Genomic DNA, 15,330 nt, shown 5'->3' with positions numbered 1-15,330 from the left:
GCCGCGCTGCTCGATGAGCTCTCCCCGTCCGACGGTGCCGGCGACCTGCGCTACTTGCGCTGGGTCGCGAAGTCCGTCGAGCGGTTCGTCGCCGCCGGGGCCGTGACGCCCGCGCTCCGGAGCGACGACGGCGAGTGGATCGTCCGATGGGCGCCCGTCGAGTCCGTGCAGTGGCGCACCTGGGTGCAGACCGCGGCCGCCGCGATGCCGCCGGTGCTGCGCCGCACGGGAGACCTCGGCGCCGTCCTCGACATGGGAGCGGAGCTCACTGACCGGTACGCCCGCCTGCGGCTCGGCGACGGGCCGTGGTCCTGGGTCGCGGCGCCGTCCCTGCGTGCCCTGGTCGACGGTGAGCCGCTCCCGCCCCGGTCCGTCGCCGATGCCGGGGCCGCCGCCGCGTGGACCGAGTGGGCGGGCAGCGTCCGCTCCGCCGAGACCCTGCTGGTGCTGCGCCTCGTCGAGCCCGACGGCCGCAGCGTGGGCGAGAACCCGCTGGCGCCGCGTGCCACGCCCGGCGGGACGCCGTGGCGGCTCGAGGTCTGCCGCCGCGTCCCCGGCGCCGCGCCCGTGCGGGCCGACCCCGCCCGGATGAGCCCCGTCGACCTGGACGATCTCGCGGGCGAGCTGGCGCGGGCCCTGGCCGTGTATCCGCCGCTCAAGCGAGTCGCGCAGGACGACTCCTCGCTGGACTTCCTGCTCACCACCGAGGAGGCGGAGGCGCTGTTCCTCGAGGGCGCGCCCGGGCTGACGAAGGCGGGGTACGAGGTGTTGCTGCCCGCCTCGATCGCGACGGTCCGCCCCGCGCTGCGGCTCGTCGGGCGGGAGCAGCCAGGGCGCACGGCGCTCACGGTGCAGGCCGGGCTCGCCGAGATCAAGGACTTCGCCTGGCAGCTCGCCGTCGGCGACACCGTGCTCACCGCGAGCGAGCTGGCCTCCCTGGCGAACTCGGCGTCGGGGCTGGTCGAGGTCCGCGGCAAGTGGGTGCGCGCCGACCGCCGCACCCTGGCACAGGCGGCGCGGTTCGTCGCCGAGCAGCGCTCCGCCGCGGAGTCCGGTACGGACCTGAGCGACCTGCTGGGGATGATCGCCGATCCCGCGGCCCTGCCGGCGCCGCTCGCCGCCGTCGACGGGCTCGGCTGGCTCGACTCGGTCTACCGCGGCGGCACCATCGCCCCGGCTGAGGTGACGGCACCGTCGACGCTGAAGGCGGTGCTGCGCGATTATCAGCTGCGCGGGCTCGAGTGGCTGGTCACGCTGTGGCACAGCGGCATCGGCGCCGTCCTCGCCGACGACATGGGCCTGGGCAAGACGATCCAGGTGCTCGCGCTGCTCTGCCACGAGCGCGAGGCGGGGGAGTCGGTGCGGCCGACGCTGCTGGTCTGCCCGATGTCGGTGGTCGGCAACTGGGTCGCCGAGGCGCAGCGCTTCGCCCCGGGCCTGAACGTGCACGTGCACCACGGCACCGACCGGCCGACCGGCGAGGAGTTCGGGCGGGTCGCGGCGGCCTCGGACGTCGTGGTCACCACCTTCGCGCTCGCCGCGCGCGACCGGGAGCTGCTCGCGGGGCACCACTGGGGCCGCGTCGTGGTCGACGAGGCGCAGCACGTCAAGAACGTCAACACCGCCGCCGCGAAGGCGCTCCGGTCGATCCCCGCGGCGCACCGCGTCGCGCTCACCGGCACGCCGGTCGAGAACCGCCTCGAGGATCTGCGCGCCGTGATCGACCTGGTCAACCCGGGCCTGCTCGGCTCGGCCCGCACCTTCCGCAATCGGTTCGCGCTGCCCATCGAGCGGGAGCAGGACAAAGCGGCCGTGCGCCGGCTCAACACCCTGACCTCGCCGTTCATCCTGCGGCGCGAGAAGACCGACCCCGCCATCGCGCCGGAGCTGCCCGAGAAGGCCGAGTTCACGGTGCGCGCCTCGCTCACGTCCGAGCAGGCGGGGCTGTACCAGGCCACGCTCAACAGGCTCGTCGAGGAGCTGCGGGAGTCGCAGGGCATGGGCCGGCGCGGCCTGGTGCTGGCCTCGCTGACCCGGCTCAAGCAGATCTGCAACCACCCCGCGCACTACCTCGGCGACGGCTCGCCGCTGCTGCGCCGCGGGCAGCACCGCTCGGGCAAGGTCGAGCTGCTCGCCGACATCCTCACCACCGTCGCCGACGAGGGCGAGCGCGCTCTGGTCTTCACCCAGTACGCCGAGTTCGCGCGCATGCTCCAGCCCTGGCTCACCGGCCTGCTCGGCGCCGAGGTGCCCGTGCTCGACGGTGCCGTGCCCCGCACCGAACGCGACGCGATGGTCGCGCGGTTCCAGTCCGGCGACGGCGCCCCCGCCCTCGTCGCGACGGTGCAGTCCGGCGGTACGGGCCTCAACCTCACCGCCGCGAATCACGTGATCCACGTGGACCGCTGGTGGAACCCGGCGGTCGAGAACCAGGCCACCGACCGCGCCTTCCGCATCGGCCAGACGCGGGCGGTCCAGGTCCGCAAGTTCGTCTGCGCGGGGACGTTGGAGGAGCGGATCGACGGGGTGATCGCGGCCAAGAAGGAGCTCTCGTCGATGACGGTACAGACGGGCGAGGCCTGGCTGACCGAGCTGAACAACGACGAGCTCTACGAGCTGGTCGCCCTGCGCGACGAGGCGGTGGTCTGAGATGGCGCGATCGCCGAGAAAGGCGCGCGACACCGCGCGGCCCATGGGTGCGACGTGGTTCAGCCGGCGGCTCATCCAGCAGCGCGAGGAGGTCACGGAGCGGCGCAAGGTCCAGTACGCGCGGCGGCTCTACCAGGAGCACCAGGTGTACTCCCTGGCCGTGGTGCCCGCGTCGATCACCGCGACGGTGCAGGGCAGTCAGTTGGACCCGTTCGGCGTCGCGCTCGCCCGGGTGCCCGGCGACGCGGCCGCGGTGGTCTCGCTGCTCGTCGCCCAGGGCGCGACGGCGGAGCTGCTCGGCGTCACCCGCGGCGAACTGGGGCGCACGCTGGGGGAGCTGGTGCTGCCCGAGACCGCCTCCGACGTGATCGTCGACTGCGCCTGCCCCGACGACTCCGGCGCCTGCGTACACGCCCTCGCCGTCACCTACGAGTTCTGCGCCGCCGCCGACGGCGACCCGTCGCTGGTCCTCGACTTCGCGGGCGTCCCCCTCGCCGGGCTGCTCGCCCGCGTCAGCACGTCCGAGCCGTCGCGGGCACCGTCGAGTCCGGAGGCCGACGGTGCCCGCGGCGACTGGGAGGGAGATTCCTGGGACGCCGGCGCCGCGGCCTTCTACGGGGAGGGCTACGACCTGCCACCGCTGCCCGAGCCGTCCCCGATCGATGCCATGACCCTGCTCGACCCGGCGCTGCTGCGCACGGCGGTGCGGCGTACGGGCACGAAGCCCGCCGACGTCGCCGAGGCCCAGGACGAGCTCGCCGAGCTCTACGACCGCCTCCGCGACCCGCGCTGAGCTGCGCAATGTGGATGATGTTGGTGGTCTGCATACAGAGCCGACAAGGAGGTTGCGCATGTCAGTCACACAGATCGACCTCGACGACGAGGCGCTGGCCGAGGTCATGCGGCTGGCGGGGGTCCGCACCAAGAAGGAGGCGGTGAACCTCGCGCTGAGCGACTATGTCGACCGGTTTCGCCGTGTCGAAGCGCTTGCGCGCTCCCGTGAGCGGGCGAAAACGTGGGACTACGACGGGTGGGTCGCAGCACGTGCCGACGAGAAGGCGGTGCGTTGATTCAGTTCCTCGCGGATTCCTCGGCGGTGTGGCGACTGCAGCGGGACCCTGAGCTGACGGGACAGTGGCTGGAAGCCCAGCTCAGCGGTGCGATCGGGTCGTGCGACCCTCAACGAGCCGAGTACCGCGGGGCTGCGCGGAACGCCGATGAGTTCGACCAGATGAGTGCGATGTTCATCGACCTCTACCCGGACGTTCCGGTCCCGAAGGCGAGCTGGCGGTGGATCGAGTCGGCGCAGTACCGTCTCGCGAAGGTCGGCGCGGTGCGCGCGTTGTCCGTGGTCGCCTGCTCGTCTGCGCGACCGCCGCGGCCCGCGGCCTCGTCATCCTCCACGACGACGCCGACTTCGAACTCGCCGACCGCCTTCTCCCTGATGTGCAGGCGCGACGCGTCGTCGGACCGACGGCGAGCTGATCGTTCGGCCGCGTCGGTGACGGAACCTGTCGGTGGGGGTCACTACCCTGAGGGGCGACCTACGAGGGGGTGACGGGCATGCGCTTTCTGCACACGGCGGACTGGCAACTGGGGATGACCCGGCACTTCCTCGATGCGGACGCGCAGGCCCGGTTCACCGACGCCCGGCTGGACGCGATCTCCCGCCTCGGGGCCGTTGCGGCCGAGCGGGAGGCGGAGTTCGTCGTCGTCTGCGGTGACGTCTTCGAGGACAACCGGCTCGCCCCCGCCGTCGTCGCCCGCAGCCTCGACCGGATCGCCGCGATCGGCCGCCCCGTCTACCTGCTGCCCGGCAATCACGATCCGCTGGACGCCGCCTCGATCTACACGTCCGAGGTCTTCCGGCGGCACCGCCCGGCCAACGTCATGGTGCTCGAGAGTCCCGGCGTGCACGAGGTGCGTCCGGGCGTCGAGCTGTTGGCCGCGCCGTGGTTCTCCAAGCACCCCGCCGGGGATCCGCTCACCGAGGCCGTCGCCGCGGCCGCGCCGCCGGCTGCGGGCGTGATCCGCGTCGCCGTCGGGCACGGCGGCACCCTGCCCGTCGGCGCGCGCGACCAGCGCCTCATCGACGTCGCCGCCCTGTCGGAGCGGATCGCCGCGGGCGAGCTGCGCTACGTCGCCCTCGGGGACCGGCACTCGGTCACCGAGGTCGCCGCGGGCGTCTGGTACTCCGGCGCCCCCGAGGTCACCAACTTCGACCACAAGGAGGCGGGCTCGGGCTCGGTCCTCGTCGTCGACGTGCCCGAGGAGGGCCCGGCGCGGGTCGAGCCGGCACGGGTCGGCTCCTGGCGGTTCGCCGCCCGCGAGTTCCCGCTCACCGCCGAGCGCGACGTGGATGCGGCCGTCGGCGCGCTCGCGGCGCTGCCGGACAAGGACCGCACCGTGGTCAAGGTCGGCTTCACCGGCACCGTCGGGCTGGCGGCGAAGGCCCGGTTGGATGCCGAGATCGAGGCCCTGCGGGCGCGGTTCGCGGCGGTCGAGCTGTGGGAGCGCAAGACCGACCTCGCGGTGCTCCCGGGCGAGGAGGAGCTGGACGCGCTCGAGCTCACCGGCCCGGCCGCCGACGCCGCGCAGGAGCTGCTCGGCGTCGCGCGCAGCGGCGGGGAGCGCGCGGCCGACGCCTCCGGCGCGCTCGCCCTGCTCTACCGCCTCACCCGCCAGGAGGTGGGTGCATGAGGCTGCATCGCCTGGCGGTCAAGGATTTCCGCGGCGTCGCCGAGCGTGAGATCGCCTTCGCCGACACCGGCGTCACGCTGTTGCACGGCCCCAATGAGGCGGGCAAGTCGTCGATGGTCGAGGCGCTGCAGCTGCTGCTGGAGGTCAAGGCCACGTCGAAGTCGCAGCGGGTCGAGGCCGTGTGCCCCGCGCACCGCGACGCCGGCCCGTTCGTCGAGGCCGAGCTGACCGTCGGCCCCAACCGCTTCGTCTACGCCAAGCAGTACCACCGCCGCCCCGGCACCGTGCTGACGGTGCTGGAGCCCACGCCACTGCAGCTCACCGGCGGCAGCGCCGAGTCGTGGGTGGCCGAACAGATGGCCGCGCACGTCGACGGTGACCTGCTCGCCGCGCTCACCGTGCTGCAGGGCCCCGGCCCCGGGCAGCCCTCGCTGCGCGACAGCGCCGCGTTCGCGAAGGCGCTGGACTCCGCGTCCGGCGGCGCGGGGGAGGACGAGCCGGGTGCCGAGCGGCTCGCCGAGGCCGTGGCCGCGGAGCGGGCCCGCTACTTCACTCCGACAGGGCGCCCCACGGGCGAGCTCTCCTCCGCCCGCGCCCGTGAGGCCGCCGCCCGCACCGCGCTGGACGAGGCCGAGGCCGCGCTGCGCGAGGTCGACCGGGTGGTCGAGCAGCACGCCCTCGCCTCCGCCCGCCTCGGGGCCCTGGTGGAACGACGGTCCGCTGCCGCCGCGGCGCTGGAGGCGCTCAGTGCGGATCAGGAGCGGATCGGCGCGCTCCAGTCGCGGCTGGCGCAGTCCCGCTCCGTGCTCGAATCGTCGGTGCTGCGCGAGCAGCACGCGGGCGACGCCGCCAACCGCCGGCGGCGGCTGATCGACCGGCAGGCCCTCGCCGTGGAGCGCACCGCGCAGGTCCGGACCCAGCGCGACCGGGCGCTCGCGGATCGCGAGGTACTGGCCGCGGAGGCGTCCTGGCTCGAGACGACGGTGCACGAGCTGTCGGCGGTCTCGGCCGACCGGCGGGAGCGGAAGTCGCAGGCGCAGTACGCCGTCGACTACGCCCGCGAGTCCGTGGGCTATCAGCGCACCGTGAAGCGGATCGAGCAGGCGCAGCTGCTCGGTAAGGACGTGGAGGACGCACGGAACCGGCTCGCCGCGAACCCGATCGACCGCCGTGCCCTGCAGACCATCGCGGTCGCGGAGCAGCGGTACGAGAAGGCGCAGGCCCGGTTCTCGGCGCTCGCCGCGACGCTGACGCTCGAGCGCCTCGGCTTCTCCGACGTGCTCGTCGACGGACGCAACATCGGCGAGGAGCCGGTCGAGGTCGTCGCGGGGAACGGCACCGTGATCGAAGTGCCCGGCGCGGTCCGGATCGAGGTCGTGCAGCGCGGCGAGAGCGCCGACGCCGCCGCTGAGGTGAAGGCCGCCCACACCGCGCTGCTCGCCGCCTGCCGCGACGCGGGGGCGGAGGACGTCGCCGCGGCACGCGAGCTGCACGAGCAGCGTGACGCCGTCGAGATCGAGCTGCAGGAGGCGCGGATCGCCCTCGCCCACGCGCTCGGCGACAACACCCTCGCCGAGCTCCGGCAGCTGGCGGAGGAGTCGGCGGAGCGGATCGTCGCGCTGGAGGCCGCGGTCGACCCCGAGCTGCTGGCAGTGGACCCGGAGCGGGCCAAGGCGAACCTCATGGACGCCACGCAGGCGGAGGTCGCCTCGCGCGGCGAGGAGCGGCAGACGCGCGAGCAGCTCGGGCAGAAGCAGCAGGAGCTGCATCGGGCGACCACCGACGCGCAGGTCGCGGCCGATCGGTTGCAGCACTTCGACCAGCAGGCCTCCGAGCTGACGGCGGAGCTGGAGCGCGCCCGGGCGGAGTCCGCCGACGACGCCGTGGGCACCGCCGCGGACGCCGCCGTCACCGCGCGGGAGGCCGCCGCGGCCGAGGTCGCAGCGCACGAGGCCGCCGCCCGGGAGGCCGACGTCGCCGGTTTCGCCGCCAGGCTCGCGGCCGCCCGCGCGCAGGACGAGCGGGCCCGCGCCGCGGAGGCGTCGGCGCGGGAGGAACTCGCCGGCCTGAACGGCCAGCTGCAGCTGTTCCAGGCCGACGGCCGCCGCGACCGGCTCGACGCGGCCGAGGCGGAGCACGTGCACGCGGCCCGCGCCCAGACGTCGGTGGAGGAGCGCGCCCGCGCGGCGGCGCTGCTGCACGAGACCCTGACGGCGCACCGCGACGCCCGCCGCGCCCGCGTCCAGGCGCCGTACCAGCGGGCGCTGGAAGAGCTGGGCCGCACCGTCTTCGGTGATCCGCTCACCATCACCGTCGGCGACGATCTGACCATCGCCTCGCGCACCGTCGACGGAGTCACCGTGCCCTTCGACTCCCTGTCGGGCGGCGCGCAGGAGCAGCTGGGCGTTCTCAGCCGGCTGGCCTGCGCCCGCCTGGTCGACGGTGCCGACGGCGCCCCTGTCATCTTCGACGACGCGCTCGGCCACAGCGACCCCACGCGCCTCGGTGCGATGGCCGACGCCCTGGTCGAGGCCGGCCGCGACGCGCAGGTGATCGTCTTCAGCTGCGTCGCCGGCCGGTTCGACGCCCTCCGCGGCCGCGACGGCGTCACCGAGGTCGCCCTCGGCTAGATCGGCGCTCGGGAACGTGCGACCTCTGCAGGGCGTCCGCGATTGCCACGTGAGCGGGCCGGGCATCGTGGCACGCTGAGAGACATGGGAATCATGTACGGGTCGATCATCTTCCTGCTCATCGTCGCCGTGGTGGTCGCAGCGGTCATCGCCGCGGTGGTGCTGATCGTCAGGGCCCTGACGAAGCCGAAGCAGCCTCCGTACTCTCCGGGGCCGTACGGGCAGGGGCCCGGCGCGCCCGGCCCAGCGCCGTACCAGCAGCAGCCGCCGCACGACGGGCCGTGATTCCGGCGCCGGGGCGCCTTCCGACTACACCTGTTCGCGGAGCTTGAACTTGAGCACCTTGCCCGCGGGGTTGCGGGGGAGGGCGTCCACGAGGTGCAGGGCCAGCGGCAGCTTGTACGGCGCGAGGGAGTCCCTCGCGAACTCGCGGACCTCCTCCAGCGTGAGCGAGGCCTCGGGCTTGAGCGCGACGATCGCGGTCACGGCCTCGCCCCACTTCTCGTGCGGCGTACCGATGATCGCGACCTCCGCGATCGACGGGTGCCGGTACAGCACGGATTCGACCTCGGCGGGGTAGACGTTCTCGCCGCCCGAGATCACCATGTCCTTTACGCGGTCGACGACGGTGACGTAGCCGTCCTCGTCCTGCTCGCCCACGTCGCCGGTGTGGAACCAGCCGTCGGCGTCGATGGCGGCACCGGTGGCGTCGGGGTTCTGCCAGTAGCCGGGCGTGACCTGCGGGCCGCGCACGCAGACCTCGCCGCGCTCCCCGGCCGGGGCGGGGGCACCGTCGGGCCCGAGCAGCGCGACCTCGGAGAGCGGCAGCACGTGGTGGCCGGCGGCGCCGATCTTGCGGGCGGTGTCGTAGACGTCCATGACCAGGGCGAGCGGCGCGGTCTCGGTGAGCCCGTACCCCTGGCAGAAGGGGATGCTCCGGCCGTTGTAGAGCGCGATGAGCGGCTCGGGGACCGGCGCGCCGCCGCAGGTGAACTGGCGGACGCTGGAGAGGTCCGCGGTCTCGAAGGCCGGCACCTGGCTCATGAACAGGAACATCGCGGGCACGCCGAACATCGTGGTCACGCGGTGCTTCTCGATGAGCTGCAGCGCGGCGGTGGGGTCGAAGGCGGGCAGGATCACCAGCTGCCCGCCCTTCTGCAGGGTGATCAGCGTGGTCACGTTGAGGCCGCCGATGTGGAACAGCGGCGCCGCGACGAGGCTGATGTCGGTCGACATGGTGTCGAGGCTCAGCAGCGCGTTCATGTTGTTCCAGAACATGTTTCCGTGCGTGAGCATCGCGCCCTTGGGGCGGCCCGTCGTGCCCGAGGTGTACATGATCAGTGCGAGATCGTCCTCCGCCGGCGACCGCGGCTCCGCGATCGGCGCGCGCTCCGCGAGCAGGGCGTCGAGCTGCTCCCAGCCGTCGACGGGCTCCAACGCGATCGCGCGCGTCAGGCCCGACGAGGCCCGCACGGGCTCCACGACGGCGGCGCGGTCGGCGTCGGCCACCAGCGTGTGCACGCCCGCGTCCGTGAGGATGTACTCGAGCTCCGCCGAGGTCAGGCGGAAGTTCAGCGGCACGAAGACCGCGCCCGCGCGGGAGGCGGCGAACATCGTGGTGAGGAAGTCGGGGTGGTTGAAGCCCACGTAGCCCACGCGGTCGCCCGGGCGCACGCCGCCGGCCGCCAGCTCGGCGGCCAGGCGATCGACCCGGTCGGCGAGCTCCCGGTAGCTCCACGTGGTGTCGCCGTAGGTGATGGCGGGGCGGTCCGCGCTCACGGCCGCGCGGCGCGCGATCCAGGATCCGAGGTCGACTGCGGGGCGAGCGGGCATGGTGACTCCTTGACGTGCGGGGAAGGTGGCACTGATCTTCTCCGCCCGAGGTCCCCGCGGGTGCCGATTTGTCAGATTCTCTGCGTCCGCAGCAGCTAGGCGTTCTCCGCCCGCGCCTTCAGGGCGGCGAGGCCCTTCTCGAAGTCCTTGCCGGCGAACTTGTCCATCGGGACGATCCGGCCGAGGAGCGAGAACAGGCCGCTGGTCTCGCCGGTCATGGTCCAGGTGACCTCGACGCCGTCCGTCGACGGCACGATGTCGAAGCGCACGTGGTTGTTCGAGGACATCGGCTTGATGAACTCGAGGTCCACGTCGACCGAGCTGCCGGGGTCGACGGCGGAGATCGTCATCCGGCCGGCCCCGGCCTTGCGGTTGCCCTTCCAGGCGTAGCTCGCGCCCGTCCCGCTCGACGGCCCGGTGTACTCGCGGTGCAGCTGGGGATCGAGGCCCTCCCAGGGCGACCACAGGCGCCACTCATGGAAGTCGGCGATGAGGCCGTAGACGGTGTCGGCGGGCGCGGCGATATCGGTGGATCGCTCAACGGTGAAGGCGGTCATGCGCGGAAGACTACTTTGCTATCGCAGTCGGAGCGCGGCGAGCGCGATCACCAGCAGCAGCACCGTCAGGCCCGCGAAGCCCGCGCTGAGTCCCGCGGCGGCGGCGAGCGCTCCCACCAGCAGTGGTCCACCCGCGTCGCCGAGCTCGCGACCGATCTCCGCGGACCCCATCGTCTGGCCCATCCGCTCCTTGGGGGAGTTCTGCGCCAGGTGCGCGAAGCCGAGCGGCGTCACCAGCCCCACGCCCGCGCCGATGGCGATCGCGGACACCACGATTCCGGCAGGTCCGGGGATGCTGATGGCGACCAGCCCGAGCGCGCTGAGGACCAGGCCCGCGGCGATGCCCGCACCGTCGGACAAACGGCCTGCGTCCCGCGCCCGACCCGCGCGCGGCTGGATCAGTGAGGCGGTCAGCGCGAGCACCGAGACCACCGCGCCGGTGAACAGCGGTCCCATGCCGTGCTGCGACCCGGCGACCGGCAGGAAGCCCACGCCGACGGCGAGCACCCCGGTGGAGCCCGCGAGCGCCGCCGTGGGGAGCAGGAAGGACCGCGAGCCGAGGCGGCGCGCCAGGTCGACGACGGTCTGCCGCTGCCGGGGCAGGGGCGGGAGCACGGGCACGGCGGCGATTGCCCACGCGGCGACGAGCGCCGAGACGCCGCCGAGCACAGCGAACAACAGGGGGTAGCCGCCGGCCCAGATGAGCGCGCCGCCGAGCACCGGACCCAGCGTGTAGCCCAGGCCCTTCCATGCGCCGTAGCCGCCGAAGGCGCGGCCCTGAGCGGTGTCCGGGGTCAGCCGGGAGACCATCGCGCTGGCGGCGGGGGAGAAGGCGGCGGCCGCCGCGCCCTGCGCGAACCTTGCCAGCGCGAGCCACCCTGCGTCGCCCGCGAGCACGAAGGCCGCCGACGCGACCGCGAACGCCACGAGGCCACCGAGGAGCACTGGGCGGGGCCCGATCCGGTCGGCGAGCGTGCCGAAGACAGGCTTGAGCAGGACCTCGGCGCCGTCGTACAGAGCGAGCAGCAGCCCGAGCGTCAACAGCTGGGAACCGACCGTGCCCGTGAGGCCGCCGAGGCTCGCCGCGATGCTGTGGGCGCCGAAGGCGGTCGTGAAGCCCGCGGCGTACAGGGGGTACAGAGCGCGGCGCCGCGTCGTCGTGGTCACGAGGGGAACCTAACAACACGCGGTGTCACGGGCATCACCACAAGGCCGCGAGCGTGAGGGCGTCATTAGACTCGCGGTCATGACTGCTGCCCCCGACACGACCTCCGGCGTCCCCGCGTCCGGCCTCACCGCGGCGCAGGTCGCGGAGCGGGTACGCGACGGCCGGGTCAACACGCTGCCCAACCGGTCGGGCAGGAGCACCTGGGACATCGTCCGCGCCAACGTCTTCACCCGAATCAATGCGATGCTCGGCGTGCTGTTCCTGCTGGTGCTGTTCACGGGCTCGCTCATCAACGGGCTGTTCGGCCTGCTGATCGTCTTCAACTCGGGCATCGGCATCATCCAGGAGCTGCGCGCCAAGAAGACGCTGGACTCGCTGGCCATCGTCGGGCAGGCCCACCCGGTGGTGCGGCGCGACGGTGTCGCCACCGAGGTGGGGCAGTCGGACGTCGTGCTCGACGACGTCATCGAGATCGGCCCCGGCGACCAGATCGTGGTCGACGGCGAGACCATCGAGTTCGAGGCCCTCGAGGTCGACGAGTCGTTGCTCACCGGCGAGGCCGATCCCGTCGACAAGCAACTCGGCGACGAGATCTTCTCCGGCAGCTTCGTGGTCTCCGGCTCGGGCGCCTACCGCGCGACGAAGGTCGGCGCCGACGCCTACGCCGCGAAGCTCGCCGACGAGGCCAGCAAGTTCACCCTGGTCAACTCCGAGCTCCGCTCCGGGATCGACAAGATCCTGCAGGTGATCACCTGGCTGCTCGTCCCCGCCGGCCTGCTCACCGTCTTCAACCAGCTGGTGATCTCGAAACAGGAACTCAACCAGGCGATCTTGGGCATGGTCGCGGCGCTGGTCCCGATGGTCCCCGAGGGGCTGGTGCTCATGACCTCGATCGCCTTCGCGGTCGGCGTGGTGCGCCTCGGGCAGCGCAAGTGCCTCGTGCAGGAGCTGCCCGCGATCGAGGGCCTGGCCCGCGTGAACGTGGTGTGCGCCGACAAGACGGGCACGCTCACCGAGAACGGCATGCGCCTCTCGGAGCTCGACGTCCTCGACGGGGACCGCGCCGACATCGAGCGCGCGCTCGCCGCCGTCGCCGCGCTCGATCCGCGGCCCAACGCCAGCGTGCAGGCGATCGCCGAGGCGTACCCCGACGCGCCGGACTGGCGCGCCGCGGCCGTGGCGCCGTTCAGCTCCGCCAAGAAGTGGTCCGGGATCTCGCTCGCCGACGGTTCCGCGCCGCAGGGCAACTGGATCCTCGGCGCCGCCGACGTCCTCCTCGACCCCGAGTCCGACGGTGCCCGGCGCGCCACCGAGCTCGGCTCGACGGGGCTGCGGGTGCTGCTCGTGGCCTCGACCGACGTGCCGGTGGACACCGACGTCGACGGGCTGGAAGCGCCGGGGAACCTGGTGCCGCGGGCGCTGATCGCGCTGGAGCAGCGGGTGCGCGTCGACGCCCGCGACACCCTCGACTTCTTCGATTCGCAGGGCGTCGCCGTCAAGGTGATCTCCGGCGACAACGCCGTCTCGGTGGGCGCGGTCGCGCACTCGCTGGGACTGGGCTCGCCCGATTCGTCGGTCGACGCGCGGAAGCTGCCGTCGGACAACGACGAGCTGGGCGAGGTCGTCACCGACAACGTGACCTTCGGCCGGGTGCGCCCCGACCAGAAGCGGGCGATGGTCAAGGCGCTGCAGTCGCGCGGCGACACCGTCGCCATGACCGGCGACGGCGTGAACGACGTGCTGGCGCTCAAGGACTCCGACATCGGCGTGGCGATGGGCTCCGGCAGCTCCGCCGCGCGGTCGGTCGCGCAGATCGTGCTGCTGGACAACAAGTTCGCCACCCTGCCCTACGTCGTCGGGGAGGGGCGGCGCGTGATCGGCAACATCGAGCGCGTCGCGAACCTCTTCCTCACCAAGACCGTCTACGCCGTTCTGCTGGCGTGGCTCGTCGGCCTGGCCGGCCTGGGCGCCAAGATCTTCGGCTTCGCGCCGATCTCGTACCCGTTCCAGCCGATCCACGTGACGATCGCGGCCTGGTTCACCATCGGTATCCCCGCCTTCGTCATGTCCCTGGCGCCCAACAACGAACGGGCCAAGACCGGGTTCGTCGGGCGGGTACTGCGGCTCGCGGCACCGTCGGGCGTGGGGATCGGCCTGGCGACGTTCCTGTGCTACCTCGTGGTGAACCCGGGCGGCTCCGGCGCGGCGCTGGGCGGGAAGGCCGCGACGCTGAGCGTCGAGCAGATCCAGGCCTCGACGGCCGCTCTGATCACGCTGCTCGTCGGCTCGCTGTGGGTCCTCGGGATCGTGGCACGCCCGTACACCTGGTGGAAGATCCTGCTGGTCGGCGGCTCGGTGGCGTTCTACGTGGTGCTGTTCTCGATCCCGCTGGCGCAGGAGAAGTTCTTCCTCGACATCAGCGATCCTGCGATGGTGGGCACCGGCTTCGCCTTCGGCGGGCTGTCGATCGTGCTGGTCGAGGTCCTGCGGCGGGCGGCACCGTCGGTCTTCCGCGCGGTGGCGCACCGTCGGGCCTGAATCCTCACCCGGGCAGCGGCGTTCCCCACCAGTGCACGCCGTTCCCGTCGCGGACGAGGCGATCGGCACGCGCCCCGAGCGGCTCGCCGATGCAGAAGGCGGCGGCGTCGCGGCCGACGGTCTCCGGATCGTCGACGGTGCCGTACAGCGGTGAGGTCGTCGCCTCCGTCGCGAATCCCAGCGTGATGGGCTGGTCCCACCAGCGGTAGACGACGTGGAACAGGTCGCCGGTGGTGCCCGCATCGATCACCCCGACGCACCACTCCTCGGTGATCCCACCGTCCCTCAGCGCCGTCAGGCACCCGAGGAGCGCGGTCTCCTCGGGGGTGCGTGGAGCGCCGAACTCCTCGATGAGTCTGCTGTGGCTGCGGGTCGTTCGCGGCAGCTCCGGTGAGTAGGTCGCGGCGGTCTCGTCCGGGGCGAAGAAGTCCTCGGCGACCACAGGGCGGCTCACCGGGCGACTCGGCTGTCCCACACGCGAAGACCGATGAGGTACCGCTGGTCCGGGTGATCCCACGGCAGCGATTCCTGGAACCGCTTGTGCAGCGCGAAGATCTCGTAACCCTGGTAGGGGCCGTGCCCGGGGTGCCAGGCGTGTTCGCGGATGATCCGGTCGGCGTTCGCCAGCACGTCCTGCAGCGTGGCGTCGTCGATGCGCAGCTCGGCGCTGAGTTCTCCCATGATCGGGAGCACGCCGTCCCGTGGGGGCGGGGGCTCGCCCCACCACGCGATCAGCATGAGCGGCGGCACGTCCACCTCGACCGTGACGACCCGGGGGTCGAAGGATTCGATCCTCATGCCCCGATCGTAGGCGGGCGGCCGGATTCTGTGGACCACCGCGCATCGTGCCCGTCATGAGCACGTGGCGGTTCCGCGGAAGGACGTGCCGCGGTACGCGATCAGTGGTCGATGGTCGTGGTCCGGTTCCGCCCTGCGGTCTTGCTCGCCTTCAGTGCGCGATCGGCGCGGTCGTTCAGGTCGTCGAGCACGGCCTCCGCGGTGCGTGGGGAACGGCCCGTCGGGGCGTGGTCCACGTGGACGAGCCCGATGCTCAGGGACACCGCGCTGCCGTCGGGCAGTCGCACCGGGTCTCGGTGGATGGTTTCGGTCAGGAAGGTCGAGTCGTGCTCGGGGTCTGCGCTGATGACGGCGAACTCGTCGCCGCCGAGGCGGGCGACGACGGCGTTCGGCGTGGTCCCGGTGGCGATCAGGCGCGCGACGTTGCGCAGGACGCCGTCTCCGACGGTGTGGCCGA

At 72.8% G+C, this 15,330-nt stretch carries 12 protein-coding genes and 2 pseudogenes; 8 read left to right on the top strand and 6 right to left on the bottom strand.

Annotation, left to right across the window (positions count from 1 at the left end; translation table 11 throughout):
• From LB823_RS14305 to LB823_RS14275, 7 genes and pseudogenes are all read left to right on the top strand, one after another.
• Nucleotides 1-2,649, top strand: a 2,649-nt coding sequence (locus LB823_RS14305; protein WP_224647899.1) for a DEAD/DEAH box helicase, incomplete at its 5' end; no start/stop codon positions are given.
• Nucleotides 2,650-2,692: 43 nt separating this feature from the next.
• Entirely contained in the window at nt 2,693-3,442 is a 750-nt protein-coding gene (locus tag LB823_RS14300; RefSeq protein ID WP_224647898.1) for a hypothetical protein, read from the top strand.
• Nucleotides 3,443-3,500: 58 nt separating this feature from the next.
• Nucleotides 3,501-3,653: pseudogene (locus tag LB823_RS14295) on the top strand (type II toxin-antitoxin system VapB family antitoxin); the annotation flags it as partial.
• Nucleotides 3,654-3,754: 101 nt separating this feature from the next.
• A pseudogene (locus LB823_RS24100) lies at nt 3,755-4,134 on the top strand (VapC toxin family PIN domain ribonuclease).
• A gap of 78 nt (nt 4,135-4,212) precedes the next feature.
• Entirely contained in the window at nt 4,213-5,349 is a 1,137-nt protein-coding gene (locus LB823_RS14285; protein ID WP_224647896.1) for a metallophosphoesterase, read from the top strand.
• The gene (locus LB823_RS14280) at nt 5,346-7,979 is read left to right on the top strand and encodes an AAA family ATPase (RefSeq protein ID WP_224647895.1); all 2,634 of its coding nucleotides are present in this window, start codon (nt 5,346-5,348) and stop codon (nt 7,977-7,979) included. Before LB823_RS14285 ends, LB823_RS14280 begins: the two co-directional genes overlap by 4 nt.
• 84 nt (nt 7,980-8,063) lie before the next feature.
• Nucleotides 8,064-8,264, top strand: a complete 201-nt coding sequence (locus LB823_RS14275) for a hypothetical protein (RefSeq protein ID WP_224647894.1) — start codon at nt 8,064-8,066, stop codon at nt 8,262-8,264.
• A 24-nt stretch (nt 8,265-8,288) separates the two neighbouring features.
• On the opposite strand, the gene LB823_RS14270 is transcribed toward LB823_RS14275, so the two are convergent.
• The 3 genes from LB823_RS14270 to LB823_RS14260 all read right to left on the bottom strand — a co-directional run bounded on the left by LB823_RS14270 (nt 8,289) and on the right by LB823_RS14260 (nt 11,536).
• Nucleotides 8,289-9,812, bottom strand: a complete 1,524-nt coding sequence (locus tag LB823_RS14270) for a long-chain fatty acid--CoA ligase (protein ID WP_224647893.1) — start codon at nt 9,810-9,812, stop codon at nt 8,289-8,291.
• Nucleotides 9,813-9,907: 95 nt separating this feature from the next.
• On the bottom strand, nt 9,908-10,369 hold the full coding sequence (locus LB823_RS14265) for an SRPBCC family protein (RefSeq protein ID WP_224647892.1): 462 nt from the start codon (nt 10,367-10,369) through the stop codon (nt 9,908-9,910).
• Nucleotides 10,370-10,387: 18 nt separating this feature from the next.
• Nucleotides 10,388-11,536 (bottom strand): MFS transporter, encoded by a 1,149-nt coding sequence (locus LB823_RS14260; RefSeq protein WP_224647891.1) that lies wholly within the window; start codon nt 11,534-11,536, stop codon nt 10,388-10,390.
• A 79-nt stretch (nt 11,537-11,615) separates the two neighbouring features.
• Between LB823_RS14260 and LB823_RS14255 the strand changes: the two genes are divergently transcribed.
• Nucleotides 11,616-14,075: an HAD-IC family P-type ATPase gene (locus tag LB823_RS14255; protein ID WP_224647890.1), complete on the top strand. Its 2,460-nt coding sequence runs from the start codon at nt 11,616-11,618 to the stop codon at nt 14,073-14,075.
• 4 nt (nt 14,076-14,079) lie between these two features.
• Here LB823_RS14255 and LB823_RS14250 read toward each other — a convergent pair whose 3' ends face one another.
• The 3 genes from LB823_RS14250 to LB823_RS14240 all read right to left on the bottom strand — a co-directional run.
• Nucleotides 14,080-14,529 carry a hypothetical protein gene (locus LB823_RS14250; protein ID WP_224647889.1) on the bottom strand — a complete coding sequence of 150 codons (450 nt, stop codon included), beginning with the start codon at nt 14,527-14,529 and terminating at the stop codon, nt 14,080-14,082.
• Entirely contained in the window at nt 14,526-14,873 is a 348-nt protein-coding gene (locus tag LB823_RS14245; RefSeq protein WP_224647888.1) for a hypothetical protein, read from the bottom strand. Before LB823_RS14245 ends, LB823_RS14250 begins: the two co-directional genes overlap by 4 nt.
• 101 nt (nt 14,874-14,974) lie before the next feature.
• Nucleotides 14,975-15,330: diguanylate cyclase domain-containing protein (locus LB823_RS14240; protein WP_224647887.1), on the bottom strand; the 356-nt coding region annotated here is incomplete at its 5' end.

The sequence above is a fragment of the Tsukamurella sp. M9C genome (assembly GCF_020169415.1).
Classification (GTDB): Bacteria; Actinomycetota; Actinomycetes; order Mycobacteriales; family Mycobacteriaceae; genus Tsukamurella.
This window is presented reverse-complemented; position numbering and strand designations above follow the sequence as displayed.

Excerpts from the sequence above, each read along its gene's own strand:
- LB823_RS14280 (WP_224647895.1), top strand. The coding sequence starts at position 5,346 with ATGAGGCTGCATCGCCTGGCGGTCAAGGATTTCCGCGGCGTCGCCGAG.
- LB823_RS14285 (WP_224647896.1), top strand. The coding sequence starts at position 4,213 with ATGCGCTTTCTGCACACGGCGGACTGGCAACTGGGGATGACCCGGCAC.
- LB823_RS14245 (WP_224647888.1), bottom strand. The coding sequence starts at position 14,873 with ATGAGGATCGAATCCTTCGACCCCCGGGTCGTCACGGTCGAGGTGGAC.
- LB823_RS14270 (WP_224647893.1), bottom strand. The coding sequence starts at position 9,812 with ATGCCCGCTCGCCCCGCAGTCGACCTCGGATCCTGGATCGCGCGCCGC.
- LB823_RS14275 (WP_224647894.1), top strand. The coding sequence starts at position 8,064 with ATGGGAATCATGTACGGGTCGATCATCTTCCTGCTCATCGTCGCCGTG.
- LB823_RS14300 (WP_224647898.1), top strand. The coding sequence starts at position 2,693 with ATGGGTGCGACGTGGTTCAGCCGGCGGCTCATCCAGCAGCGCGAGGAG.
- LB823_RS14255 (WP_224647890.1), top strand. The coding sequence starts at position 11,616 with ATGACTGCTGCCCCCGACACGACCTCCGGCGTCCCCGCGTCCGGCCTC.
- LB823_RS14265 (WP_224647892.1), bottom strand. The coding sequence starts at position 10,369 with ATGACCGCCTTCACCGTTGAGCGATCCACCGATATCGCCGCGCCCGCC.